The organism is Pelagibius sp. Alg239-R121 (assembly GCF_947331435.1).
In the GTDB taxonomy this organism is placed as follows: Bacteria; Pseudomonadota; Alphaproteobacteria; order Kiloniellales; family Kiloniellaceae; genus Denitrobaculum.
Genome location: NZ_CAMZOF010000004.1, coordinates 112,534 through 136,616 on the forward strand (window position 1 = coordinate 112,534; position 24,083 = coordinate 136,616).

Here is a 24,083-nt window from a genome sequence, read left to right on the forward strand (position 1 = left end):
GTGCGGTTGTTTTTGACCCTTAGCGCCAAAAACAAGAAGCAGTCTGTAAGCTTCTTCTGCTGAAGAAAATGGAGCCATCCGGCTCAGTGCGACGTACCCGACCCCGATGGGGACTTGGCGTCGCACCGCTTAATCGGCCTCGTGCGCGAGGTTATAGAGAACGGAGAGAAGATAATGCGTCACGGAATGAGCGGTCGTAAGCTGAACCGCACCAGCAGCCACCGTAAGGCAATGTTCGCCAACATGGCTGTCGCTCTGCTCAAGCACGAGCAGATCAAAACGACCTTGCCGAAGGCGAAAGATCTTCGTCGTGTGGTCGACAAGCTGATCACCCTTGGCAAGCGTGGCGATCTTCACGCCCGCCGTCAGGCCCACTCCGTTCTGCGTGATGACAAGATCACTGCGAAGTTGTTCGATGATCTGGCAGGACGTTACGAAAGTCGGGCAGGCGGCTACACACGCGTGCTGAAAGCCGGTTTCCGGCATGGCGATATGGCGCCGATGGCTTTCATCGAGCTGGTTGATCGTAATGTAGATGCCAAGGGCATGGACTCCGGTCCGACGCAGGACGCAGACGAAGACGAGGGCGAAGAATAGCTTCGGCTTTTGAGTCGCGGCTCCGGCTCCTTGAAAAAGGCTTGAGCACCGAGACTTTATGGCAAAGGCAGTCCTTCAGGGCTGCCTTTTGTCGTTCAACGTGCTTTGTTTTCAACAGATATTGGACGGTACGGGATACTAAAGCGTTCTAAACGATGGGAAATTGGTAGTTTCCGGTCCTGCACAGCTTGCTATTCTGGACCCTCGCACGACAAGGTGATGCGCCGTGAAGGGTGTGGCGGTTAAACTGAAGAAAGACATTTGGAGCAATTTTCAGGTGAAACCACGTAGTTTCATAACAATGTTTTTGAGCACCGTCCTGGTGCTGGCAACAAGTGCGGCGGTCACAATGACGCCGGCTAAGGCACAAACGGACAGCGCGAACGACTCTTCTCGTGTGCCCTTCTCGCAGGAGGAGATGACACTGTCCTTTGCGCCGGTTGTTAAAACCACCGCACCGGCCGTGGTCAATGTGTTCTCCAAACGCGCGGTTAAGCAAAAACGCCGCCCCTCTTTGTTTGACGACCCTTTCTTCAAACGCTTTTTTGGCGACCAGTTCGGTGGCGCTCAGAAACGCAAGCGTATGGAGTCATCGCTAGGTTCCGGTGTGATCGTGTCCGGTGATGGGCTCGTTGTCACCAACCATCACGTCATCAACGGTGCGACTGAAATCAAGGTTGTGCTGTCCGACCGGCGCGAGTTCAGTGCGGAACTGGTCGTCGATGACGAGCGCACCGACCTTGCCGTTCTTCGCGTAGATCCGGAAGGGGCCGTGTTGCCGACGATCCCACTCCGCGATTCGGACGATGTTGAGGTCGGCGATTTGGTTCTCGCCATTGGCAATCCCTTTGGCGTCGGGCAAACGGTGACCAGCGGAATCGTCTCGGCGTTGGCCCGGACACAGGTTGGGATCGGGGATTTCAGCTTTTTTATTCAGACTGATGCGGCCATCAATCCCGGGAACTCAGGGGGCGCTCTGGTGACCATGGATGGCCAACTGCTCGGGATCAACACGGCGATCTATTCCCGCAGCGGCGGCTCGGTTGGAATCGGCTTTGCTATTCCTGCGAATATGGTTCGGACGGTCATCGAATCGGCTAAAAGCGGTGGCACCCTGGTGCGCCCCTGGACGGGCATTACGGGTCAGACCCTGACTGCGGACCTGGCCATGGGTTTCGGCCTTGATCGGCCGGGCGGTGTGGTGGTGAGCCAGCTTTATGACGGGGGTCCCGCTGATCGCGCCGGCCTGCAACCCGGCGACGTGATCCTCTCGGTGGATGGCGTGAAAATCGAGGACTACGAATCCCTGCGGTTCCGGGTGGCAACCCGGGATCTTGGAGAGGCAGTGCCGATTGAGGTCTGGCGGTCTAAGAATAATCTGGCGCTCAAGCTTCCTATTGAGGCCGCGCCGGAATCGCCGCCGCGCGAAGTGGTGCGGCTCCGAGGACAACATCCGCTGTCAGGTGCGCAGGTTGCCAATCTGTCTCCTGCCCTCGCCGAGGAGCTCGATATTCCTGGTGCCTGGGTCGGTGTTATCGTGACCAAGATCGCACGAGGCAGTCCTGCACAGCGGGTCCGCATGCGGCCGGGCGATGTGCTGCTTGGCGTGAACGATCGCGACATCTCCCAAGTCGCCGATATTGACGGCGCCCTGGCGACCAGCAAAAAGCGCTGGCGGATTACCTTTCGCCGCGGCGGCAAGGTCCGATCGATTAATATCGGCCGCTGAGTATTTCGATAAGGCGTAGAATTTGGATGGATCTTCGGTCATGAAGACTCCGCTATGGTGACGGGACTCTTTGAAAGCCAGGCGCCGCGTCCGTTGGCGGATCGCTTGCGCCCAGGCGCGCTGGAGGAAGTGGTCGGTCAGGACCACTTGCTGAAGCCTGACGCACCCCTGGGCCGGATGCTGGCGGGTAACCGCCTGGCTTCTATGGTGCTCTGGGGGCCGCCGGGGTGCGGTAAGACAACAATCGCCCGTCTCCTGGCAGAAGTGACAGATCTGGAGTTTGAACCTTTATCAGCGGTCTTCTCTGGTGTGGCTGATTTGCGTAAGGTCTTCGAACGGGCCAAGGATCGTCGGCTCGCCGGCCGTGGAACTCTGCTGTTCATTGACGAAATCCATCGCTTCAACCGGGCGCAGCAAGACGGATTTCTGCCCTATGTCGAAGATGGAACCGTGGTGCTGGTCGGCGCGACGACCGAAAACCCCTCATTCGAATTGAATGCTGCTCTCCTGTCGCGCTGTCAGGTCTTTGTTCTCAAACGCCTGGACGACAAGGCGATGGATGAACTGATGCGCCGCGCAGAGAGTGACAAGGGCAAAGCCCTGCCTCTGCGCGAGGACGCGCGTGCGGCCGTCGCCGCCATGGCCGACGGTGATGGACGCTATCTGCTCAATCTGGTGGAAGAACTCTTTGCTCTGAACGTAGAGGAGCTTCTCGATTCCGCGGCTTTGGCGGTCATGATGCAAAAGCGTGCGCCGATTTACGACAAAGCTCAGGAAGGGCATTACAATCTCATTTCGGCGCTACACAAGTCGCTCCGCGGTTCAGACTGCGACGCCTCACTTTATTGGCTCGCGCGAATGCTGTCTGCAGGAGAGGATCCTAATTACATCGGCCGGCGGTTGTTGCGGTTCTCGGTCGAGGATATCGGGCTGGCGGACCCTCAGGCGCTCACACAGACTCTGGCAGCCTGGCAGAGTTTCGAACGTCTGGGCAGTCCGGAAGGCGAATTGGCGTTGGCTCAGGCGGTGATCTACCTGGCAACGGCGCCAAAATCCAATGCAGCCTATAAGGCCTACAAAGACTCCGTACGTAGCGCCAAAGAAACCGGTTCGCTTTCACCTCCCATGCACATCCTCAATGCGCCGACCTCGTTGATGAAGGATTTGGGCTATGGCAAGGGTTACGCCTACGACCATGATGCCGAAGATGGATTTTCAGGTCAGAACTACTTCCCTGACGAAATGCCCCGCCGGCAATTCTACCGGCCGGTCGAGCGCGGTTTCGAACGGGAAGTACGAAAAAGGCTGGATTACTGGGCCAAATTGAGGGCTGAGCGGGGAAAATAGAGGCGGGAATGGTAGCAGATATGCGGAAAAATCCGAGCTCTGCGTTTCCCGCGCGTCTGCCATTCCACCTTTAGAATTGAATCTGACGCCGTCAGGAGTAGTTTGCGCAAACCAATTTGCGGCAAAGAGTCGCGACGAGTGCCTGATCGCTCTTGATCGCTGGAATCAAGAACGAATGCCCTCTGGATTAAATCGGCGTTGAAGGATAGAGGAATGCCCGACTACACGTTACCCGAAAAGCAAACCGTCGCTCTGCTCACGCTTTCGGCGCAACGTGATTTTACGTTACCTGGATCGCCAGTACGCGCTGCCGGCCTGGGCCGGGCCATTCCGGCAATGAAGCGCCTGGTGGACGGCTTCCGTCACCAGGGTGTACCGATCTATCACTCCGTCCGCCTCTATCGTCCTGATGGCACCAATGTCGATGTGTGCCGCCGGCAGGCCGTTGAAGAAGGCCTGCGAATTCTCATGCCCGGCAGTTTTGGCTCCGAGCTTATTGATGAAGTCAAGCCGACATCCGGCACCCGGCTGGATCCGGAACTGCTGTTCGCTGGGAAATTCCAGTCCGTCAGCGATCAGGAGTCTATCTTCTACCGGCCGCGCTGGGGTGCTTTTCACGATACGGGTCTGGAAGAGGAACTAAAGTCACGCGGTGTGACCACTTTGGTTATCTGCGGCTTCAGCTTCGCGACCGGCACACGGGCCACGATCTACGAGGCCAGTGCGCGCGATTTCCGCATCGTCCTGGTGCCTGATGCAGTGTGCAATTCGACGGAAGACGGTGTGCGCGAGTTGGGGCGTATGGGCGTTTATCTGCTGAATGCAGAGAACTGCCTGACTTGGCTGACCGGCGTGGAGCGGCCAGGCGAAGCCGCGTGAGTTACGGTTCAGCCGGTTATTTTGCGTCGTTGAAACGTCACCTTTAAAAACCTTTGCAACTGCAAGTCATGGATAGACGGCTTATTGCTCGAAAGCCGCCATCCATTGCGCTGAGTGGGCTGGTTTGCTACCACACGCGGAATGCGGATCGCTGCATGACCGCGGATCTTGTCGTGGAAAAGGTGAGAGATGCATATCCAGATCATTCTGGCAGTGGCCTTAGGCGGCGCAGTTGGGGCTGTCGGCCGTTACCTCGCCGTCACCCAGGTCGGCCACTGGATGGGCACCGGCTTTCCTTACGGGACTCTGGTGGTCAATGTGGTCGGGTCATTCATTATGGGCTCGCTGGTTGAGGTCTTTGCCCTGGCCTGGGCGCCCTCGCAGATGATGCGGGCATTTCTAACGGTCGGCTGTCTGGGGGCCTTTACCACCTTTTCGACCTTTTCGATGGAAACGGTCCTTCTGGTGGAGCGGGGGGAAACCGGGCAGGCTGCGATCTATGCGCTGGCATCTGTGGTGATATCGGTGCTGGGCTTTTTCGCGGGCCTTCAACTGTTCCGAACGATTTTAGGGTAGAGAAACAATGGCCGTTGAAATGGTGACCGTCAGCGGCGAGGAGGCCGGCGACCGCTTGGACCGCTGGTTGAAGCGCCGCTACAGTGACGTGACCCAAGGGCAGGTCGAAAAGCTGCTGCGGACCGGTCAGGTGCGGCTGGACGGCAAGCGGGTCAAGTCTTCGGCGCGCGTTGAGGCCGGTCAAGTCGTGCGCGTTCCCCCCATTGCGGCAGGGCCCGGGAGAATGCCGGAAGCTTCGGCGCGCCAGGTCAAAAAAGCGGTGGCTTCTCCTAAAGACATCAAGGCCTTGCAGGATGCCGTTCTCTTCAAAGATGACTGGGTTCTGGCGATCAACAAGGCGAGCGGACTCGCAGTTCAGGGCGGAACGGGTCAGAGCCGTCACGTTGATGCCATGCTTGATGGTTTGATCTTCGACCGCAAAGAACGTCCCAAGCTCGTTCACCGGCTTGACCGGGACACCAGCGGTGTTCTGCTGCTGGCACGCACGTCTGCGGTGGCACGTGACCTGACGGCGGCGTTCCGCGGCAAGGATGCCCGAAAGATCTATTGGGCCGTGGTGGCCGGCAAGCCGCCGAAGGCGCGTGGTGTGATCGATATGTCGTTGGGCAAAACAACCACCGACGGCGGTATGGAAAAGGTCGCGGCTCTTGGGCCGGCCGGCAAGCGTGCACTTACGCTTTATCAGACAATTGCCACTGGGACCGGTAAGAGCCGTGGTTTGACCTGGATTGCGATGATGCCATTGACCGGACGCACGCATCAGCTTCGCGTGCATTGTGCCGAGCTCGGCATGCCGATCGTGGGCGATGGCAAGTACGGCGGGAAGCAGGCTTTTCCGGCTAAACCCGATTTCCCCAAGCGCCTGATGCTCCATGCTCAGGAGATCGCAGTGCCGCATCCTGACGACGGCACGACCTTGCGGATTTCCGCGCCCTTGCCGCCTGAGATGGCGGAGGCCTGGAATGCATTCCGCTTCGATGTCCGTCATGGCGACGACGTTGCCAACGATCTTGCGACCTACGCAGACGCCCTTGATCTGGAAAAGCGCAAGCCGGACTCCATGGCGCGTTGAACGCTCGCTTGGCGCGGCGGGCTGCTGTTGGTAAGCTGCCGGGCCGCGTCGATGAGACGGTCAGGCGGTTTGCCGAACATTGCTGAAGAGACTATGCCAGACGACACACAAATTTCGGCAATGGTTCCCCGACTTGTCGTATTCGATTTCGATGGAACACTGGTCGACAGCCAGCAGGTCATCATCGAATGCATGTCCGGTGCCTTCGCGCATCACGACTTACCGGTTCCGAGCGCGAATGATATTCGCCGCAGTGTCGGTTTAGCCTTGGAATATGCTATCGGCTCGTTGTTACCGGACCCCAACGACCGGGATCTGGCTGCGGTGGTTGCAGAAGGTTATCGCGAGCGGGCCTTTGCCATTCGGCACAGCGGCACTTATGACGAACCTCTGTTCCAGGGCGCACGCGAAGCCATTGTAGCCCTTGATCTGCCGGAAACCTGGCTCGGCATCGCAACCGGCAAGAATCGCCGTGGCTTGCTTCACAGTTTGGAACACCACGGATTACACCACCATTTTGCGACCTTGAAGACGGCAGATGACGGTCCGAGCAAACCTCACCCGGAGATCCTTCAACAGGCCATGGCCGAAACTGGTGTCGAGCCGGCGGACACCGTGATGATCGGCGATACCACATACGACATGCTGCTGGCCCGAAATGCCGGCGCGCGTGCGATCGGCGTATCCTGGGGTTATCATGACAGTGAGGAACTCCTGGCCAATGGAGCCTCAAATGTCGTTGAGTCCTTTGCCGAGTTACTCGAGGAACTGACAGTCGGGACGAGGATCGCCTAAGAGCTTGAGAAGATCCTGTTGCCCAGTGGTCGAAAGTGTTTGGATGGAATGAACACATCAAGCAATATCAAGCGCTTTTACAAGAAAGCTGAAGCGGTTCCTTCGGATGAGAAGGAGAGCGGCGGATTTACCGTCGCACTTGACGGCCGTATCCTGCGCACGCCGAATAAGGCCGCATTGCAGTTACCGACACTCTCTTTGGCAGAAGCTGTCGCAGCGGAGTGGAATGCGCAGGGCGAGACGATTCACGCACAGGCCATGCCGATGATGACATTGGCCTGTACCGCTATTGATTGGGTTCATGAAGAGCGGGCACACGCCGTCGATGCCACCTCTGCCTTCGCGGAACACGACCTCGTTTGCTATTGGGCGGAGGATCCGCCGGAGCTGGTTGAGCGGCAACAGGTCAGGTGGCAACCGCTGCTCGACTGGCTGACTTTGAGTTTCGATGCACCTCTGGTGGTGATTTCGGGTATCCTCGCCAGACCTCAGCCTGAAGCATCCGTTGCGGCTTTGCGCCACACGGTCGAGAGGCTCGACGACATGACCCTGACTGCCTTGCACACGGTGGTTTCCGCCGGCGGCTCGCTGGTCATTGGTTTGGCGCTGCTGCGCGGACGTCTCACTGCAGACGAAGCCTTTGCGGCAGCTTTGTTGGATGAGCTGTTCCAGGTCGAGTTTTGGGGGGAAGATTCCGAAGCGGCCGCACGTCATGCCGGGCTGCGTGCAGAATTTCACGCGGCTGCAAGTTTTCTGACCTTGCTGCGTGGTTAGTGTGGTGATCTGTAGTTCACTGAACCGGTGAAATCGTGAATCAGCCTCTACTAAAACTGATCCTAGAGCGGATGGCGAGAATTGATCCACCGGGACGACGGATCGCCCAGAGAGGTTTCGACTAACCTGGATCTATCCTGGAACACGATCGAAAGCCCTGCCCCGGCTGGTGCTTTTGATCCCTGCGTGTTATCAGCAATTCACCTTCATCGCGAAAAAATATTGCGGTGAGCGGATCAAAGAAACGGGGGGAGATTGCGTGCAGGATATCATCCGAAAGCTCGAATCCAAACGCGATGCGGCAAGAAACGGCGGCGGTCAGCGCCGGGTCGATGCGCAGCATGCCAAGGGCAAGCTGACCGCCCGCGAACGGCTTGAGATCCTGCTGGACCCAGGTTCCTTCGAGGAATGGGACATGTTCGTCGAACATCGCTGTGGCGATTTTGGCATGAACGACCAGCGCGTGCCGAGTGACGGGGTGGTGACCGGTCATGGTACTATTAATGGCCGGTTGGTATTTGTCTTCAGCCAGGACTTCACGGTCTTCGGTGGTTCGCTGTCGGAATCCCACGCCGAAAAGATCTGCAAGGTGATGGACAAGGCGCTGCAGGTTGGTGCGCCGGTGATCGGTTTGAACGATTCCGGCGGTGCGCGCATTCAGGAAGGTGTTGCCTCACTGGCCGGCTATGCGGAGGTCTTTCAGCGCAATGTTCTGGCCTCTGGTGTTGTGCCGCAGATCTCCATGATCATGGGGCCTTGCGCGGGGGGCGCGGTCTATTCGCCGGCCATGACCGACTATATCTTCATGGTCAAAGACAGTTCCTACATGTTTGTGACCGGTCCCGACGTGGTCAAGACTGTGACCCATGAAAGCGTAACCGCCGAAGAATTGGGCGGCGCTACGACTCACACCACCAAATCCGGCGTTGCAGATCTGGCCTTCGAGAACGACGTGGAGGCGTTGCTGGAGCTGCGCCGTTTCATGGACTTCCTGCCCGGTTCCAACCGGGACGAAGTGCCGGTCCGGCCAACTGCCGATCCTGCCGACCGGCAGGAGCCGTCTTTGGACAGCCTGGTTCCGGCCAATCCGAACAAGCCTTACGACATGAAGGAGTTGATCCAGAAGGTCGTGGACGAAGGTGACTTCTTCGAGATCCAGCCGGGGTACGCGGGCAACATTCTCGTTGGTTTCGGCCGTATGGAAGGCCGGACGATCGGAATCGTGGCCAACCAGCCAATGGTGCTGGCTGGCTGTCTGGACATCGACAGCTCCAAGAAAGCGGCGCGCTTTGTGCGGTTCTGCGATTGCTTCAACATACCAATACTCACCTTCGTCGATGTGCCCGGCTTCCTGCCCGGCACTTCGCAGGAATACAACGGCATCATCAAGCATGGTGCGAAACTGCTGTTCGCCTATGCCGAGGCCACCGTGCCGAAGGTTACGGTGATCACGCGTAAGGCCTATGGCGGTGCCTATGATGTTATGTCTTCGAAGCATCTGCGTGGTGACGTGAACTATGCCTGGCCAACGGCCGAGATCGCGGTCATGGGGCCGAAGGGTGCGGTCGAGATCATCTTCCGCGGCGACATCGGTGACAGCGAAAAGATCGAAGCGCGTACCGAGGAATACCGGCAGAAGTTCGCGAACCCCTTCGTGGCGGCGTCGCGCGGTTTCATCGATGATGTCATCATGCCGCATGGCACCCGCCGCCGGGTCGCCAAAGCGCTGCGCATGCTGCGTAACAAGGAACTCGAAAATCCCTGGAAGAAGCATGACAACCTGCCGCTCTAAGGCGGTGGTAAATCGACATGCCGATCAGGCCGTTCAGGGGGAAGATAAAAAGTGTTCAATAAGATACTGATTGCAAACAGGGGCGAGATCGCCTGCCGCATTATCCGCAGCGCCAAGCGCATGGGCATCACGACCGTTGCGGTCTATTCCGAAGCTGATGCCGATGCGCTGCATGTCCAGTTGGCCGATGAGGCCGTCGCCATCGGCCCCGCGGCATCAGCCGAGAGCTACCTGGTGATCGAGAAGATCGTGCAGGCCTGTAAGGACAGTGGTGCCCAAGCCGTGCACCCGGGTTTTGGCTTTTTATCCGAGAACGCTGCATTCGTGAAAGCCCTCGACGAGGCGGATATCGTCTTTATCGGCCCACCGACTCTGGCCATTGGTGCGATGGGCGACAAGATCGAGTCCAAGCGCCTGGCTGCCGATGCCAATGTGAGCACCGTGCCCGGTCACATGGATTTGATTGAGGATGCTGAAGAAGCGGTCAAGATCTCCGGCGAGATCGGTTACCCGGTTATGATCAAGGCCTCGGCGGGCGGCGGCGGCAAGGGCATGCGCGTAGCCTGGAATGAAGAGGAGGCACGTGACGGCTTTCGTTCGGCCCGCAGCGAAGCGCGCACCAGCTTCGGTGACGAACGCATCTTTATTGAGAAATTCGTTGAAGAGCCGCGCCACATCGAGATCCAGGTGCTGGCCGATAAACACGGCAATACTCTGCATCTGGGTGAGCGCGAGTGTTCGATCCAGCGGCGCCATCAGAAAGTTATTGAAGAGGCGCCGTCGCCGTTCCTTGACGAAGAGACGCGTCAGGCCATGGGCGCTCAGGCCGTGGCCCTAGCCCAGGCGGTGGATTACTGCTCGGCAGGCACAGTCGAATTTATCGTTGATAAAAGCCGCAACTTTTATTTCCTCGAGATGAATACCCGCATTCAGGTCGAACATCCCGTGACGGAGATGATCACGGGGCTGGACCTGGTTGAATGGATGATCCGGATCGCGGCGGGTGAAAAGCTCGATTTTGGCCAAGCCGATGTGAAGTTGAAGGGCTGGGCAATGGAATCACGGGTCTATGCCGAGGATCCCTTGCGCAGTTTCCTGCCCTCGATCGGGCGGCTGGTGAAATACAACGAACCCGAAGTTTCGGCGAATGTCCGCATCGACAGTGGTGTCGAGGAAGGTTCCGAGATCACCATGTTCTACGATCCCATGATTGCTAAGTTGGTGACTTATGGTGCGGACAGGGGGGCTGCGCTGAAGGAAATGCAGGCGGCGCTGGACGCCTTTCATATCCGCGGGATCAACCACAATATGGGCTTCCTGGCCGCCGTTATGGCCAAGCAGCGTTTTCGCGACGGGCGTCTTACCACCAACTTCATCGCCGAGGAATTTCCGGATGGCTTCAAAGGCGGTGATCCCGACGAATCGCAGCGCCGGACGATAGCCGCTGCCGCGGCCACGGCTCAGCATATCATTGCTGAACGGGAAGCCGAGAGCGTGGCTTGGGATGACCTGGAAGTCGAAGTTTTGGCTGAAGAGTGGGTGGTCTGCGTCGGAACTGATCACACTGCTGTTTCCGTTTGCACCGGCATGGCGTCTTATGATGTTGGGATTGACGGCGGGCGAGTGATGCTGGAAACCGACTGGGTGCCGGGGGAGGCGCTGTTTACCGGCTTGATTGACGGCGAGCCTGTTACGGTTCAGATCGACCGCGTGGGTCCGCGTCTGAGCCTGACCCATGCCGGTGTTACGCTGGACGCGCTGGTCCTTCGCCCTCATGTTGCGGCGTTGAATGCGGTCATGCCGATCAAGGCGCCGCCGGATCTTTCAAAATTCCTTCTCTCGCCAATGCCGGGGCTTTTGGTGTCGCTTGCGGTCGAAGTTGGGCAGTCGGTGAAATCCGGCGAGGAACTTGCCGTAGTCGAAGCCATGAAGATGGAAAACCTGCTGCGTGCACAACAGGACGGTGTGGTTGCCGCGATCAAGGCGGCGCCGGGCGAGAGCCTCAGCGTCGACCAGATCATCATGGAATTCGAGTGATGACTGCACTCTGCTGAAGCGTATGTCAGGCATTGGGTAAGAGACACTGAGTTTTGGAATTGAAAGTAGCGCGCCCTCTCGTTTGTTGAGCTCTGACCCCGGAGCACTTGAAGGAGAAGCTTATGGAAATATTGAGGCCTTTCTATTTTTAGCAAGACTGCAATGACTGCCACGGAACACCGTGCCGTGTTATCATTAGATCGTCTCTAGAGGACGGAGGTTGTCATGCCCGACGACAAAACGCTGACATGAGTATGGCTTTACCGTTAACTGGCTTTCCGCTTGCCACTTGGGGCGCGACGCCAATCACCTTCAACGAACGTGTGGCAACTCACAGGCTAGGTTTGCTTGACGTTCACTTTGGTAGGAACTGGTCACCAGAGCATGTCATACCCTTTCTCTATCGTGAACACGTTAACAATGAGTACGGTAACTATGGTCCGCGCGCCTTTGATATCAATCATCGGGGCGGAACCGTTGCCGAGAAACCGTGGGAGGAATGGAAGAAAAATCCACAGGCCTTGCAGGACAGTGGATTTGTTACGTTTTTCAATGACTTCAACAATACTCCTCCCGCTCACAAGAAATACGGTCCGGGGTCTGTAGTCGGTCAGAATATCCCTTTAGAAGGAGTGCACAAATACAGCCAAACAGATCACCATGGGCAGATCGAGGTCACTGCTGATAACAAGGGCAAGGAAATTGGCTACGTTGACATCCCCGTTCTAAGCCAATTTGGGATGCGGTGGTCAAAAACAGCGCTGGAGTGGACGAGACAAAAAATGCATGGGATGGTTCATTTCCATCTCGAGGGACTTGGCGATATTCAAGCCATTATCGGACGAGAGCCTGATCTGGCATTTGGCTATAATATCACAGCTCGAGAGCTTCGATATCTACAACGAAACTGGCAGAACTTCCGACTCCTAACGTGCTTCTACAACGGATATGACGCTGAGTACAAAGCCATTCAAGTTAATTGCCCGTGGTAATGTAAATCGAACAGCTTAAGTGCAATCGACTGATGTCGGTCTGCACAGCGCAACTGATTTTGCATCCTTTGACAGCGATGAAACGGCGTCACCGCGCGTGAATTTCAGTGACGGCATCCGAAAGCTACTCTTAATTTCACGACATTCGTGCTTGACCGAAGTGGTATCCAGATTGTCCGTTAGACCTTGGACAGCATGATTCGCTCCGTGCCCTGCGGTGACAGAACGAAAACCTCATCGTTGCCCTGACGCCGGGTCATGATCTGGGCCTGCGACCAGTTTGACAGATGACCGACAAGACAGCGGTTGACCATATCGTGGGCGACGACGCAAATGACCGGTCCATCATTCCGAAGAGCGTCGGACAGTTTTTCCTCGGCAAATGTGCTGATTCGCTGGACAACGTCGAGATAGCTTTCCCCATCGGGATAACGCCGGTTCCATTTATCCCCTTCGCGCCAGGCGGTCTTGCCCGGAAAAGCCTCTTCGATGTCGGCAAGCGTCATGCCTTCGCAGGCGCCGAAGCCACATTCTTTCAGCCTGTCGTCCGAGACCCTGTCTTTTCCAACCTGACGGGCAATCGTTTCAGCCGTGTCCCAGGCTCGGCCAAGCGGGCTGGCGTAGAGCTGATCAATGCCTGCATTTCTCAGAAAGGCTGCTGCTGCCTGAGCCTGGCGCTGGCCGAGATTGCTCAGCGGGGAGTCCTGTTGACCCTGAAACCGTTTTGCGATGTTCCATTCGGTTTGGCCATGGCGTACGACGTAGAGCATTCGCCCTCTACCTATCAAGTTTGGAGGTTGATCCACGTATTTCACCGATCAAGTGAAAACCGATCAGACTCTCGAATCCCGGTGACATTGGGGTGATTTTGGGGTGAGACAACTGCGACGTTGCTTTCATAGAGTGGCGCATAGAAGCTTGCAACATGGAACAGCTTGATCTTCCAAGTGATGAAACCTGGTCCGAGCGGCGTTTTTGGTTCGAAGACCTGGAGAATGCAGCGGGGCAGAGCGGAGCACCTGCACCGAGCGAGCAGGCCTGTGCCCTGATGATTGATCTTCAGGCAGCCTTCTGTGCCGGCGCTTTCTCGGCGGTAGTGGTGTTGGCAGCAGCCATTGTGGAAGCGCAGGCCGGCAGGACGCCTGAAGACCCTCAACAACGCAAGGTGCGGCGCTGGCTGCAGGATTTGCGTAACAAGCTGGTTCATGAGGACCGGGAGTCACCAGTCATCACGGTCGAGGATCACTGGCTACGTCGTGGTGAATGGGAAACCGCGGCGCGCCGGTCCATTCTGCTGGCTTTTAACGCACTTTACCCGGATGCGGATTTGCCGGAAGAGGGGGAACTGGCGTGACGCCTGCCGTAAAAACATTACGGGCAGTGATTTCCGGCCGGGTGCAGGGTGTATGGTTTCGCGGTTGGACCGAGCGGCAAGCGCGCGCACGCGGGCTCGATGGTTGGGTGCGCAACTGTTCCGATGGTACTGTCGAAGCAGTCTTCTCCGGTGCCGCCGACCAGGTAGATGAAATGATCGAGGATTGTTGGAAAGGACCACCCGCTGCCAAGGTTGCCTCGATTCAACTCTACCGCGAAGAGCCATCGGTCGAGTCTGGATTTATTCATCTAAGACGCTAGATGCCACAAGAAATACACGGAGTGGAAGTGACGTTATTCTGCTAGAGTTCGCTCCGGTCGGGAGATTAAGCCAGCTTATGGCGCGCATCTCTTCTCATTAGAGTCTGATCGTTTTTCACTGGTTCAGTGCAAAGCGTGAATCCGATTTATCTCATGTGCCTGGAGTAGAATCGCCGGATTGACAGATCGCTTGGGCGATTCCGTCTAATCTTGGCCTGCTCTAGGGAAAAACCTTGTTCCGCGATGCATGCGCGAAAGGGTGTTTGTTATGCTGTCCAGGTTCACAAAGGCTGCGGTGCTGGCGGTTGCCGTGGCTGCCTCGGGCATAGGTACGGCCAGTGCGGGGATTGTCACCGCAAGCGCCGTCATCGATGCCGATCAGGAAGTTCCAGGCAATGCTTCTACGGCGACCGGCACAGCGCTTTTCAGTTTCGACCGTGACAGCGGCAACTATACTTTCCAGTTGAGTGTTTCCGGGGTAATCCTGACCGACATCACCTTTCCGGATGGTAATGGATTGGCTTTCGACGCCGCCGGCCCGGCACATCTTCATAACGCGCCAGTGGGCGTCAATGGCCCAATCGTCAGGACGTTCAATAATCAGATCCTTTACTCTGAGACCGGCGACGGCTTTTCCTTAAGCGCATTTGGTCCTTTGGCCAATGTTCTGACCGGCATCACTGCCGAGGCCTTTTTGAACCAACTTGCGTTGGGCAACATCTACGTCAATATCCATAGCTTTCCTGATTTCACTGGCGGCGAGGTCCGTGGCCAGCTCTTTGTGATCCCGGAACCGGCGAGCTTGAGGCTTCTCGGGATTGGAATTTTTGTGCTGTACAGCTCAGGGTTATTGCGGCGGCTGTCCAACCAAGCCACCTTCGTGCGTCTGATGCATCTGCGCTGGCTCGGATCGTATTGGTCTGTAACCGTGGGCGGCGCCAGGTCAATCCTCCGCTTAATTGCCATCGAAAAATGGCGCTGAGCAAACGGGTAATAGCTCATTATTTCGAATATTCTAGAAATATAGTTGACAACGAATGGAAGGTCGGACAAATTAGCACTATGGAAATTCTGCAAGCTGCACGCTGTCTCGATAAACTGGGCAACCCGACCCGGCTGGAGGTCTTTCGGCTTTTGGTGAAGGCAGGCCGGGAGGGGCTTCCTGTGGGTGACATCCAGGAGCACCTGGATGTCCCTGCCTCGACGCTGTCGCATCATATCTCTCATCTGGTAAATGCCGGCTTGGTGCATCAAGAGCGTGAAGGGCGAGTATTGCGCTGCCGCCCGGACTTCGAGTTGATGCAGGCCCTGATCGACTTCATGACTGAAGAATGCTGCGAAGGCGTGGAGCCAGCCCAACCCAAACGGGATGCCGGCTGACTCTTTTTTTGATTATATCATTCGATAATTCTAGAATTATCGTTGGAGACATCGAAGGAGAAACAAGGTGACGGTTCTGGTGGAACGCATGATGGGGTTCGGCGGTCGTGTCTGGCGTTTGGACCGGGTCTGGCTGGCGCTGATTCTTTTGTTCGCCGTCTTGGCTGTCGCACTGCCGGCACAGGCAGTGGACAGTGTTTCTTTCGTCGCGGATGCCTTCCTTTGGATTGCGCCCTTTCTTCTGTTGTCGGTGTTATTGGCCGCTTGGTTGAAGGCGGCAGGCGCCGACCGGCTCATCGGGGCGGTCGTCTCCCGGTCTCCGGCAATGGGAATTCTTGTCGCGGCTGCGGCAGGATCGCTTTCCCCCTTCTGTTCCTGCGGCGTCGTGCCATTGGTTGCCGGTCTCTTGGCGGCCGGCGTACCCCTGCCGGTGGTCGCGGCTTTCTGGCTTTCGTCACCTCTAATGGATCCGGAGCAATTCATTCTGTTAGGCGCAACCATTTCGTTAGAGTTTGCAACGGTAAAGCTGGTCACAGCGTTTGGCCTGGGCCTTTTGGCAGGTTTTGCAACGCTCGCCTTACAGCGCGCAGGCGCTTTCGCCGATCCTTTGAAGGGAATCGCAACATGCGGCGGCTGCGGTTCGAAATCGCTTACCTCGACGGATGGTGTGCGCTGGGCGTTCTGGCGGGAGAAGGAACGCTGGTCGGCATTTTCGGGTGAGGCGCGCGATGTTACGATGTTCCTCGCAAAGTGGCTGCTGTTAGCGTTCGCGATCGAGAGTTTGATGGTGGCCTGGATGCCACCGGACTTGATCGCGTCTTCCCTGGGCGCAGACCAGGGCCTGTTGGCGATACCGCTGGCTGCGGCCATTGGCGTGCCTGCTTATCTCAACGGATTTGCAGCGATCCCGCTGGTCGGTGAACTGATGGCGATGGGTATGGCGCCAGGTGCGGCAGTTACCTTCCTGGTTGCCGGTGGCGCGACCTCGATCCCGGCAGCGATGGCGGTCTATGCCCTGGTGCGTAAGACGGTGTTCGCCTGGTATCTGTTGTTGGCTTTCCTCGGCAGCTTGTTGGCGGGCTTCGGTTATCAGGCCCTGTTGTCACTGTGAAACCGAGGCATATCAGCCTGCGTAGAGAGTGAAAAGCTGTACCGACAAAACGGCGAGATAGGTCGCAATTGCAGACCAGCAGATAAAGCGGGCGATCATCGTGACGCGATCGCCGGCCGTTGCTTTCGCTCCTGCCGGTCGGGGGGTGGCCGCCAAGGATACCCGCTGCGTCGCCGATGATCGCCGTTCCTGAAATATTTCCGATGCTGAGCCAGCGACTGTCTGCCGGCTGCGGCGCGAGAGCGACGGTGCGACCCTCGTGGCTGCTTGGCGGACGCATTTGCCTGCGATTTTCGGCAATGCGCTCAATGGCGAAGGGTAATGCGGCGCCAGACTGTTGCTCGACATCTCATTGGTCCTTCAAATGAAGCTGTGTTTGGGTTCGAAAAGTGAACCTGACGAAAAGATAGCATTAAAAAAATGGATAGGAACTGGCAAAAAAAGTAGATCTGGTATACGTTATTTTTCATGCTCGAATGGGATGGACTACGAGATTTCGTCGCTGTAGCTGAGGCGGGCAGTCTTTCTGCAGGTGCCAAACGCCTAAAGGTGAGTCAGCCAACTGTGTCCCGGCGCATTGGCGCTTTGGAGGCACACCTGAAGACCCGGCTGTTCGATCGGGTGCCGCGCGGGTTGGAACTGACCGAAGCCGGTGAAGACCTTTTGCAGCGGGTGCGGCGCATGGAACTGGAGGCGCTGGCGATCGAACGCTTTGCGCTCGGCACCGATGCAGCACCAGAGGGGGCGGTGCGCATCTCGGTCATCGAGCTCTTTGCGGAATGGCTGGCGGAGGAGTTTACAGCCTTTGCGAAGACCTATCCCAAGATTCGGATCGAGCTGATTGTCGACAATGCTTCGGCCAATATGGTTCGGCGCGAAGCAGATATCGCAGTGCGGATGTTCCGGCCGGATCAACCAGACCTGGTGGCCCGGCGGGTCGGGGAGCACGGGTTGGGATTCTTCGCCGCACCCGGCTATCTTGCCGCACGCGGGACGCCAGCACGATTCCGGGATCTTCGCGAACATGACATCGTCGGATTTGACGAGGCGGCGATCGTCTCGAAAACAGCGAAAGCAATGGATCGTCTTGCCCCACGCGAGCGTTACGTCTTTCGTTCGAACGGGCTGATGGTCCAAGTGGCGGCGATGAAGGCAGGTATTGGCGTCGGTGGCACCTCCGCCTTTCTTGCCGAGAGGCAAGGCGGGCTGGTTCGGGTTCTTGCGGATAAAGCCAACATTATGCAGGAAATCTGGCTGGTTACTCACGTGGATCTGCGCCGTTCGGCGCGTATCCGCGCCACTATGGATTTCCTTGCGTCCGTCTTTGAAAAGAACCGGGCAGCGCTTGCGGGAGATTCGCATGTTGCGGATCACAGGACAGATGTCACTGACCCGGCTGACTAAAGTAGAAGCCGAAAAGGCCTAACGGCGTGGTCGTAAACCGGATTACACTGCTCCAGCTTCCAAGACGGAAATCGAGAAGCGAAGCAATTCACTTCGGGAGGAAACAATGCTGAATTCAATGACCATGGGCCGCATGGCTGGAGTAATTCTGGGTGGTCTTGCGATGATTTTCGCAAGCACTGCTCAGGCTGAATGGCCGGAGCGGCCGATAACGCTGATTGTGCCTTGGGGTGCGGGTGGCGGTACCGACGCAACAGGCCGCATGATCGGCAGTCTTCTGGAAAAGGAATTGGGTCAGCCGGTCAATGTTGTAAACCGGACGGGCGGAAGCGGTGTTGTCGGGCATTCGGCAATCGCGAACGCCAAGCCTGACGGCTATACCTTGGGGGTCATCACCGTCGAGACGGGCATGATGCATTGGGCTGGGCTAACCGACCTCGATGGCACGTTCTTCACGCCGGTTGCTCTCTACAATGCGGATCCAGCGGGCCTGCAGGTGCGGGCGGATTCGCCTTATAAAACAGCCGCCGACGCGATCGACGCCATCAAGGCCAACCCAGGTAAGTTCAAAGGCTCCGGTACCGGCCAGGGCGGCATCTGGCATCTGGCACTCGCGGGCATGTTGAATGATGCGGGGGTCGATCCGGCTGCGGCGCCATGGGTGCCCTCCAAAGGCGCAGCCCCCGGGTTGCAGGAACTCGCAGCAGGCGGAGTTGAGTTTGTGACCTGCTCGGTGGTCGAGGCAGCCGCTTTGATCGACGCCGGTAAGGTGCGGTCTCTTGCTGTGATGGGGGACGAGCGACTCGGCGCTTTCTCGGACGTGCCGACCTTGAAAGAATCCACCGGCCTCGACTGGAAGGTCGCGGCTTGGCGCGGTCTGGCCGGTCCGAAGGGGTTGCCGGGCGAGGTAACCAGCAAGCTGGTCCCGGCCTTTGAGAAGGTCTGGAATTCGACCGAGTTTCAGGAGTTCATGAAGGGCCGCGGTTTCGGTTTGGTCTGGAAACCTGAAGCGGAATTCGCGACCTGGATGGCTGAAAGTGATGCCGGTCTTGGCTCTGTCATGAAAGCCGTTGGATTGGCTAAGTAGTGGAACTGGCCAAGTAAGCGAGTCGACCAGGCAAACGCCGGAAAATCGACCGGCATCGCCGCGCGGTTGCCATCGCGCATCACAGGAGCCGACTGGCCGTTGGTCAGGCTCTGAATCAACAGCGTACGGCCGTTCTTGTTCGAAACGAGCAAGAACGGCCGTTCCTACTCCTCGTAACCAAGAGCTCGGCATGCGCGTCAACGACGCCGTTTTCGGCATTATCCTTCTGCTCTTTTCCCTGGCCGTTATCCTCTATAGCCAAAGCTTTCCGGCGACCCATGGACAGAGCTATGGGCCGGATCTTTTCCCGGTGCTGATCGCATTGGGATTAAGTTTATGCGGTCTTGCCCTGACTCTGCGTGGATGGATGTCGCGTGCGAGCGTTCCCTGGATAGAGTTCGGCGCCTGGGCTCAGGACCGGGGTAAGGTCATCACCTTCGCCCTAGTGCCTGTCGGCTTGATTTCCTACGTCCTGGTGGCGGACTTTCTGGGTTTCATTCCCACGGCACTCCTGTTCCTTTTTGTACTGCTGCGCCGCTTTGCGGTCGCACCCGCCAAGGCGCTCGTTATCGCGTTTACTGCGACCTTGGTCATTCACACGATTTTTGTGCGTTTCCTCCTGGTGCCCCTGCCATGGGGCCTGTTGCAGCCGGTGGCCTGGTAGCCATGGATATCCTACTTACCGCCTTCAGTTTGGTCTTCACGCCCTATGTGTTGCTGGTGATGTTGGGGGCTGCAATCTTCGGCCTCTTTGTCGGTTCGATTCCTGGACTCACGGCAACAATGGCAACCGCGCTGTTGATTCCCATCACCTTTTTCATGGATCCGGTTCCGGCAATCGCTGCCATCGTGACCACAGTGGCAATGGCAATCTTCGCCGGCGATATTCCCGGTTGCCTGCTTCGTATCCCGGGCACTCCTGCTTCGGCGGCCTATGCAGACGAAGCCTACGCCATGACCGCCAAAGGGCAGGCGGAAAAGGCACTTGGCACGAGTCTGGTATGCGCGGTCATCGGTGGTCTGATCGGTTCGCTGGTGCTGGCAACCACGGCCCCTCTGCTAGCGGAGTTCGCGATACAGTTCAGCTCGTTCGAGTACTTCTGGCTGGCGTGCCTTGGGTTGAGTTGTGCGGTCATGATTTCGAGCGGGTCGATGATCAAAGGACTGGTTTCGCTGCTGCTGGGTTTGTTTATCTCGACCATTGGCATCGATATCACGGCAGGCTATCCGCGCTTTACCTTCGGCAACGTCGAGTTGATGGGCGGGATCTCCTTCATCCCCGCGATGATCGGAATGTTCGCAGTGTCGGAGGTTTTGCGTTACATCGCCTCCAACCATGAAAAGCTTGCCGTGCCTCAGCAGTCGATCGGGAATGTTTTCCGTGGCCTGGGACCGGTGCTTGGACGCTACAAGATCAACCTGCTGCGCGGCGGGGTCATCGGGACGGCGATTGGCATCCTGCCTGGTGCCGGTGCCGATATTGCCGCCTGGGTGGCCTACGCGCTCTCCAAAAAGTTTTCCAGGGAGCCGGAAAAGTTTGGAACCGGCCATGTCGAAGGACTGGTCGACAGCGGTTGCGCCAACAATGCAGGACTGAATGGTGCATGGGTGCCCGCCATCGTTTTTGGAATTCCCGGCGACTCGATCACCGCTATCGTCATCGGCGTGCTCTACATGAAAGGTATGAACCCAGGCCCCACGGTCTTTCTTAACCAGCCGGAACTGATCTATGCGGTCTTCGTGGCGTTTTTTGTCGCCAATCTGGCGCTGTTGCCTCTAGGTTTCATGGCGATCAAGCTGGCGCGTCAGGTCTTGCGAATCCCGCAGCCGGTTTTGATGCCGATGATCTTGTTGTTTTGCCTGGTTGGTGCATTTGCCATCAATAACACCGTCTTCGGTATTACGGTGATGTTGGTTTTGGGTTTGCTGGCCTACGTCATGGAGGAGAACGGCTTTCCAATTGCGCCGACCATTCTCGGCATCGTGCTGGGAACGATGCTGGAGGATAATTTTATGTCTTCCATGATCAAGGCGGATGGCGATCTTTTGGGCTTCTTCTCCAGGCCGATCGCCCTGGTTTTGGGTGTTGTGACCCTCACCGTCTGGTTCTTGCCGCCCGTAATTCGTGCTGTGCGTGCCGGAAGGAGCGGGAACGGAGGATAACCTTGGGTCGGTGCAAACGCAGGATATTGCTTCTTACTCTGTCGCGATCGAATTTTCGTATTCGAAAAAATCACCTGATGCGTCTATCCTTCTTTTTCTGCTTCTTTTCGAACAAACATAGATGATTGATGGTCCCCATGTTGAACCTGAGTCAACGGCAACAGCGTATTCTTGAAGTGGTTCGCAAGGAGGGTTTCGTTTCAATCGAATCCCTGGCGCAGCTTTTCGCCGTCACTGCACAGACGATCCGCAGTGATGTCAATCAACTGAGCGGAATGTCGCTGCTGCGCCGCTATCATGGCGGAGTCGGGTTGTCTTCGTCTGTCGAAAACGAATCTTACGACAGCCGGCAAATCAAGAGCCTGAATGAGAAACGGCGCATTGCTGCGACCCTGGTCAAGCATATCCCAGCCCAGGCATCGCTGTTCATCAACATCGGCACCACGACTGAGGAAATTGCGAAGGCTCTGCTCAATCACAGAGATCTGCGCATTATCACGAACAATCTCAATGTCGCCCGTATTCTCTCGGCCAACCCTAGTTTCGAGGTCATCATCGCAGGAGGGGTCGTGCGCAGCCGTGACCAGGGCATCACAGGGGAAGCCACCGTCGACTTCATCGATCAGTTTAAGGTCGATTTTGGGATTGTCGGGATTTCAGGAATCGACAACGATGGCACTCTGCTCGACTTCGATTACCGCGAAGTGCGGGTTGCCAAAGCCATTATTCAAAACTCTCGGGCAGTCTTCATGGCGGCGGACTGGACCAAGTTCGGCCGCAACGCAATGGTCCGCTTGGGGCATGTCTCGCAGATCGACGCCTTTTTTACCGATCGACGCCCCGACAAGGAAATGTGCCGCATTTTGAGAGAAGCGGACGTCACTCTGCACATTCCAGATGAGGACTAAGCCCCAGGGCTGGATGCAGCGCGGCGTGCATTGAAATCGTTTTCATTAATTTTCGTTTCTTTCGTTTTAGAGAATAAAATTTTCGATTGTCAAAATCCAACCTTGCGAGTAGGCTTGAATTAACCAAGCTTTCGACAGCCGGGATCAACGGCGCGATACACTGAATTTGTGGGGAGAAACGTCTGGTGGCGCAGGAAAAGCCACTCGATGTCGCTGTTATTGGCGGCGGAGTCAACGGAACCGGAATCGCGCGGGATGCGGCGGGCCGGGGTCTGTCAGTTTTGCTTTGTGAAAAAAATGACCTGGGCAGCGGAACTTCTTCTGCCAGCACTAAGCTGATCCACGGCGGTCTTCGCTATCTCGAACAATATGAATTCCGGCTGGTGCGCGAATCCCTGATGGAGCGCGAAGTTCTGCTGCGTGCCGCGCCGCACATCATTTGGCCGATGCGTTTCGTCCTGCCGCATAACAAATCGCTGCGGCCGGCCTGGATGATTCGGCTTGGCCTCTTCCTCTACGATCATCTCGGTGGGCGAAAGCTGCTACCGTCTTCGTCAGGCGTGAAGCTGATAAATCATCCCTCCGGTGCGCCGCTCCAGGACGAGATGACCAAGGGCTTTGTCTATTCAGACTGTTGGGTCCAGGACGCCCGCCTTGTGGTGTTGAACGCGTTGGACGCACGTGAACATGGCGCAGAAATTCTTACCCGCACCGAATGTCTCTCCGCACGCCGGGTGGACGATCTCTGGGAAGTCGAGCTTCGGGATTTGCTGAGTGGTGAAGCCCGCACAGTCAAAGCGCGGGCTTTGGTGAATGCCGCCGGTCCTTGGGTCGCGTCGGTGCTCGAGCAGCGTGTTGGCTCGAACCGGGCGGCCGGTCTACGCATGATCAAGGGCAGCCATATCGTTGTGCCGGCTATGTTCGATCACGATTTCTCCTATATTTTTCAGAATCCCGACGGCCGCATTGTCTTTGCAATTCCCTACGAAGGGAAGTTCACCCTGGTGGGGACCACTGACGTCGAATATGAGGGCGATCCGGCAGAGGTGGCGATTTCGGATGATGAGGTTTCTTATCTTTGCAGCGCGGTCAATCAGTATTTCAAGTCAGGTATAGCGCCGAAGGATGTGGTCTGGACCTATTCAGGTGTGCGACCTCTCTACGACGACGATTCGCAGTCCGCATCCACAGTGACGCGGGATTACGTTCTGGACTTGGACGAGCAGGAAGGCGCCGCGCCGTTGCTGAATGTTTTCGGCGGCAAGATCACGACCTTCCGTAAACTGGCCGAGCATGCCATGGAAAAACTCTGTCCCTTGATCAACTGTACTGCGCCCGACTGGACGGATGGCTCGATTTTGCCCGGTGGAGACATTGGACGCGGGGGCAGGGAGACTGCAAACCAGAATGACGGACAGAGTAGCGTTGATTTCGACGGTTTCTTCGAACGCTTTGCCGCGCAGCATCCTTGGCTGCCGCGGGATCTCGCGTGGCGTTATGCGCGGAACTACGGCGCACGAGCCGCGATGGTTGTCGGCGATGCCAAAGATATTGGCGGTCTGGGCCGTGAGCTGGGCGACGGAATCTACGAAGCGGAATTAAGTTACCTCGTCGAACAGGAGTGGGTCGTCGAAGCGGCCGACCTGCTATGGAGGCGGTCGAAACTGGGTCTGCATGTCTCGAACGAGACGGTTGAAGAGATCAAGTCCTGGTTAGGACAAAACGGACTTTCCGGTCGCCGGGTCGGATAACCGGCTCTGGCAATCGACTGGTTGGGGGCCACGGTCTAACGGCTGTGGAATAGC

At 57.2% G+C, this 24,083-nt stretch carries 24 protein-coding genes; 22 read left to right on the plus strand and 2 right to left on the minus strand.

Features of this window, described 5'->3' with window-relative positions; all coding sequences use genetic code 11:
• Nucleotides 1-174 precede the first annotated feature (174 nt).
• The 11 genes from rplQ to QMZ18_RS14180 all read left to right on the plus strand — a co-directional run bounded on the left by rplQ (nt 175) and on the right by QMZ18_RS14180 (nt 12,590).
• Nucleotides 175-597, plus strand: a complete 423-nt coding sequence (rplQ, locus tag QMZ18_RS14130) for a 50S ribosomal protein L17 (protein WP_282606948.1) — start codon at nt 175-177, stop codon at nt 595-597.
• 277 nt (nt 598-874) lie between these two features.
• Nucleotides 875-2,326 (plus strand): DegQ family serine endoprotease, encoded by a 1,452-nt coding sequence (locus QMZ18_RS14135; protein ID WP_282606949.1) that lies wholly within the window; start codon nt 875-877, stop codon nt 2,324-2,326.
• 54 nt (nt 2,327-2,380) lie between these two features.
• A complete protein-coding gene (locus tag QMZ18_RS14140) occupies nt 2,381-3,673 on the plus strand; it encodes a replication-associated recombination protein A (protein ID WP_282606950.1) in 1,293 nt (430 codons plus the stop codon).
• Between the two features lie 213 nt (nt 3,674-3,886).
• Nucleotides 3,887-4,552 (plus strand): cysteine hydrolase family protein, encoded by a 666-nt coding sequence (locus tag QMZ18_RS14145; RefSeq protein WP_282606951.1) that lies wholly within the window; start codon nt 3,887-3,889, stop codon nt 4,550-4,552.
• 189 nt (nt 4,553-4,741) lie between these two features.
• Nucleotides 4,742-5,128: a fluoride efflux transporter CrcB gene (gene crcB, locus QMZ18_RS14150; protein WP_282606952.1), complete on the plus strand. Its 387-nt coding sequence runs from the start codon at nt 4,742-4,744 to the stop codon at nt 5,126-5,128.
• A gap of 7 nt (nt 5,129-5,135) precedes the next feature.
• Nucleotides 5,136-6,200 (plus strand): RluA family pseudouridine synthase, encoded by a 1,065-nt coding sequence (locus QMZ18_RS14155; protein WP_282606953.1) that lies wholly within the window; start codon nt 5,136-5,138, stop codon nt 6,198-6,200.
• Nucleotides 6,201-6,293: 93 nt separating this feature from the next.
• Nucleotides 6,294-6,995: an HAD-IA family hydrolase gene (locus QMZ18_RS14160; protein WP_282606954.1), complete on the plus strand. Its 702-nt coding sequence runs from the start codon at nt 6,294-6,296 to the stop codon at nt 6,993-6,995.
• 48 nt (nt 6,996-7,043) lie between these two features.
• Nucleotides 7,044-7,769 carry an ATP12 family chaperone protein gene (locus tag QMZ18_RS14165; RefSeq protein WP_282606955.1) on the plus strand — a complete coding sequence of 242 codons (726 nt, stop codon included), beginning with the start codon at nt 7,044-7,046 and terminating at the stop codon, nt 7,767-7,769.
• Nucleotides 7,770-8,028: 259 nt separating this feature from the next.
• On the plus strand, nt 8,029-9,561 hold the full coding sequence (locus tag QMZ18_RS14170) for an acyl-CoA carboxylase subunit beta (protein WP_282606956.1): 1,533 nt from the start codon (nt 8,029-8,031) through the stop codon (nt 9,559-9,561).
• Between the two features lie 51 nt (nt 9,562-9,612).
• The gene (locus QMZ18_RS14175; RefSeq protein ID WP_282606957.1) at nt 9,613-11,598 is read left to right on the plus strand and encodes an acetyl/propionyl/methylcrotonyl-CoA carboxylase subunit alpha; all 1,986 of its coding nucleotides are present in this window, start codon (nt 9,613-9,615) and stop codon (nt 11,596-11,598) included.
• A gap of 248 nt (nt 11,599-11,846) precedes the next feature.
• Complete coding sequence (locus QMZ18_RS14180) at nt 11,847-12,590, plus strand: hypothetical protein (protein ID WP_282606958.1); 744 nt, start codon at nt 11,847-11,849, stop codon at nt 12,588-12,590.
• A gap of 179 nt (nt 12,591-12,769) precedes the next feature.
• On the opposite strand, the gene QMZ18_RS14185 is transcribed toward QMZ18_RS14180, so the two are convergent.
• Nucleotides 12,770-13,360: a histidine phosphatase family protein gene (locus QMZ18_RS14185; RefSeq protein WP_282606959.1), complete on the minus strand. Its 591-nt coding sequence runs from the start codon at nt 13,358-13,360 to the stop codon at nt 12,770-12,772.
• Nucleotides 13,361-13,515: 155 nt separating this feature from the next.
• On the opposite strand from QMZ18_RS14185, the gene QMZ18_RS14190 reads away from it, so the two are divergent.
• From QMZ18_RS14190 to QMZ18_RS14210, 5 genes are all read left to right on the plus strand, one after another.
• Nucleotides 13,516-13,944, plus strand: a complete 429-nt coding sequence (locus QMZ18_RS14190) for a hypothetical protein (protein WP_282606960.1) — start codon at nt 13,516-13,518, stop codon at nt 13,942-13,944.
• Complete coding sequence (locus tag QMZ18_RS14195) at nt 13,941-14,225, plus strand: acylphosphatase (RefSeq protein ID WP_282606961.1); 285 nt, start codon at nt 13,941-13,943, stop codon at nt 14,223-14,225. The genes QMZ18_RS14190 and QMZ18_RS14195 overlap by 4 nt, the downstream gene beginning before the upstream one ends.
• A gap of 268 nt (nt 14,226-14,493) precedes the next feature.
• Nucleotides 14,494-15,207, plus strand: coding sequence for a CHRD domain-containing protein (locus QMZ18_RS14200; RefSeq protein ID WP_282606962.1), 714 nt, complete (start codon nt 14,494-14,496; stop codon nt 15,205-15,207).
• Between the two features lie 80 nt (nt 15,208-15,287).
• The gene (locus QMZ18_RS14205; RefSeq protein WP_282606963.1) at nt 15,288-15,605 is read left to right on the plus strand and encodes a helix-turn-helix transcriptional regulator; all 318 of its coding nucleotides are present in this window, start codon (nt 15,288-15,290) and stop codon (nt 15,603-15,605) included.
• Nucleotides 15,606-15,672: 67 nt separating this feature from the next.
• Nucleotides 15,673-16,716, plus strand: coding sequence for a permease (locus tag QMZ18_RS14210; protein ID WP_282606964.1), 1,044 nt, complete (start codon nt 15,673-15,675; stop codon nt 16,714-16,716).
• A 12-nt stretch (nt 16,717-16,728) separates the two neighbouring features.
• Here the strand turns inward: QMZ18_RS14210 and QMZ18_RS14215 are convergent, their stop codons facing one another.
• Nucleotides 16,729-17,064 (minus strand): hypothetical protein, encoded by a 336-nt coding sequence (locus QMZ18_RS14215; RefSeq protein ID WP_282606965.1) that lies wholly within the window; start codon nt 17,062-17,064, stop codon nt 16,729-16,731.
• A gap of 120 nt (nt 17,065-17,184) precedes the next feature.
• Between QMZ18_RS14215 and QMZ18_RS14220 the strand changes: the two genes are divergently transcribed.
• The 6 genes from QMZ18_RS14220 to glpD all read left to right on the plus strand — a co-directional run bounded on the left by QMZ18_RS14220 (nt 17,185) and on the right by glpD (nt 24,029).
• A complete protein-coding gene (locus QMZ18_RS14220) occupies nt 17,185-18,120 on the plus strand; it encodes a LysR family transcriptional regulator (protein ID WP_282606966.1) in 936 nt (311 codons plus the stop codon).
• Nucleotides 18,121-18,226: 106 nt separating this feature from the next.
• Nucleotides 18,227-19,207 carry a tripartite tricarboxylate transporter substrate binding protein gene (locus QMZ18_RS14225; protein ID WP_282606967.1) on the plus strand — a complete coding sequence of 327 codons (981 nt, stop codon included), beginning with the start codon at nt 18,227-18,229 and terminating at the stop codon, nt 19,205-19,207.
• Nucleotides 19,208-19,397: 190 nt separating this feature from the next.
• Nucleotides 19,398-19,871, plus strand: coding sequence for a tripartite tricarboxylate transporter TctB family protein (locus QMZ18_RS14230; protein ID WP_282606968.1), 474 nt, complete (start codon nt 19,398-19,400; stop codon nt 19,869-19,871).
• On the plus strand, nt 19,841-21,370 hold the full coding sequence (locus QMZ18_RS14235; RefSeq protein ID WP_282606969.1) for a tripartite tricarboxylate transporter permease: 1,530 nt from the start codon (nt 19,841-19,843) through the stop codon (nt 21,368-21,370). Before QMZ18_RS14230 ends, QMZ18_RS14235 begins: the two co-directional genes overlap by 31 nt.
• Nucleotides 21,371-21,510: 140 nt before the next feature.
• Complete coding sequence (locus QMZ18_RS14240; RefSeq protein ID WP_367575953.1) at nt 21,511-22,278, plus strand: DeoR family transcriptional regulator; 768 nt, start codon at nt 21,511-21,513, stop codon at nt 22,276-22,278.
• 185 nt (nt 22,279-22,463) lie between these two features.
• Nucleotides 22,464-24,029, plus strand: coding sequence for a glycerol-3-phosphate dehydrogenase (glpD, locus tag QMZ18_RS14245; RefSeq protein WP_282606971.1), 1,566 nt, complete (start codon nt 22,464-22,466; stop codon nt 24,027-24,029).
• Nucleotides 24,030-24,083 lie beyond the last annotated feature (54 nt).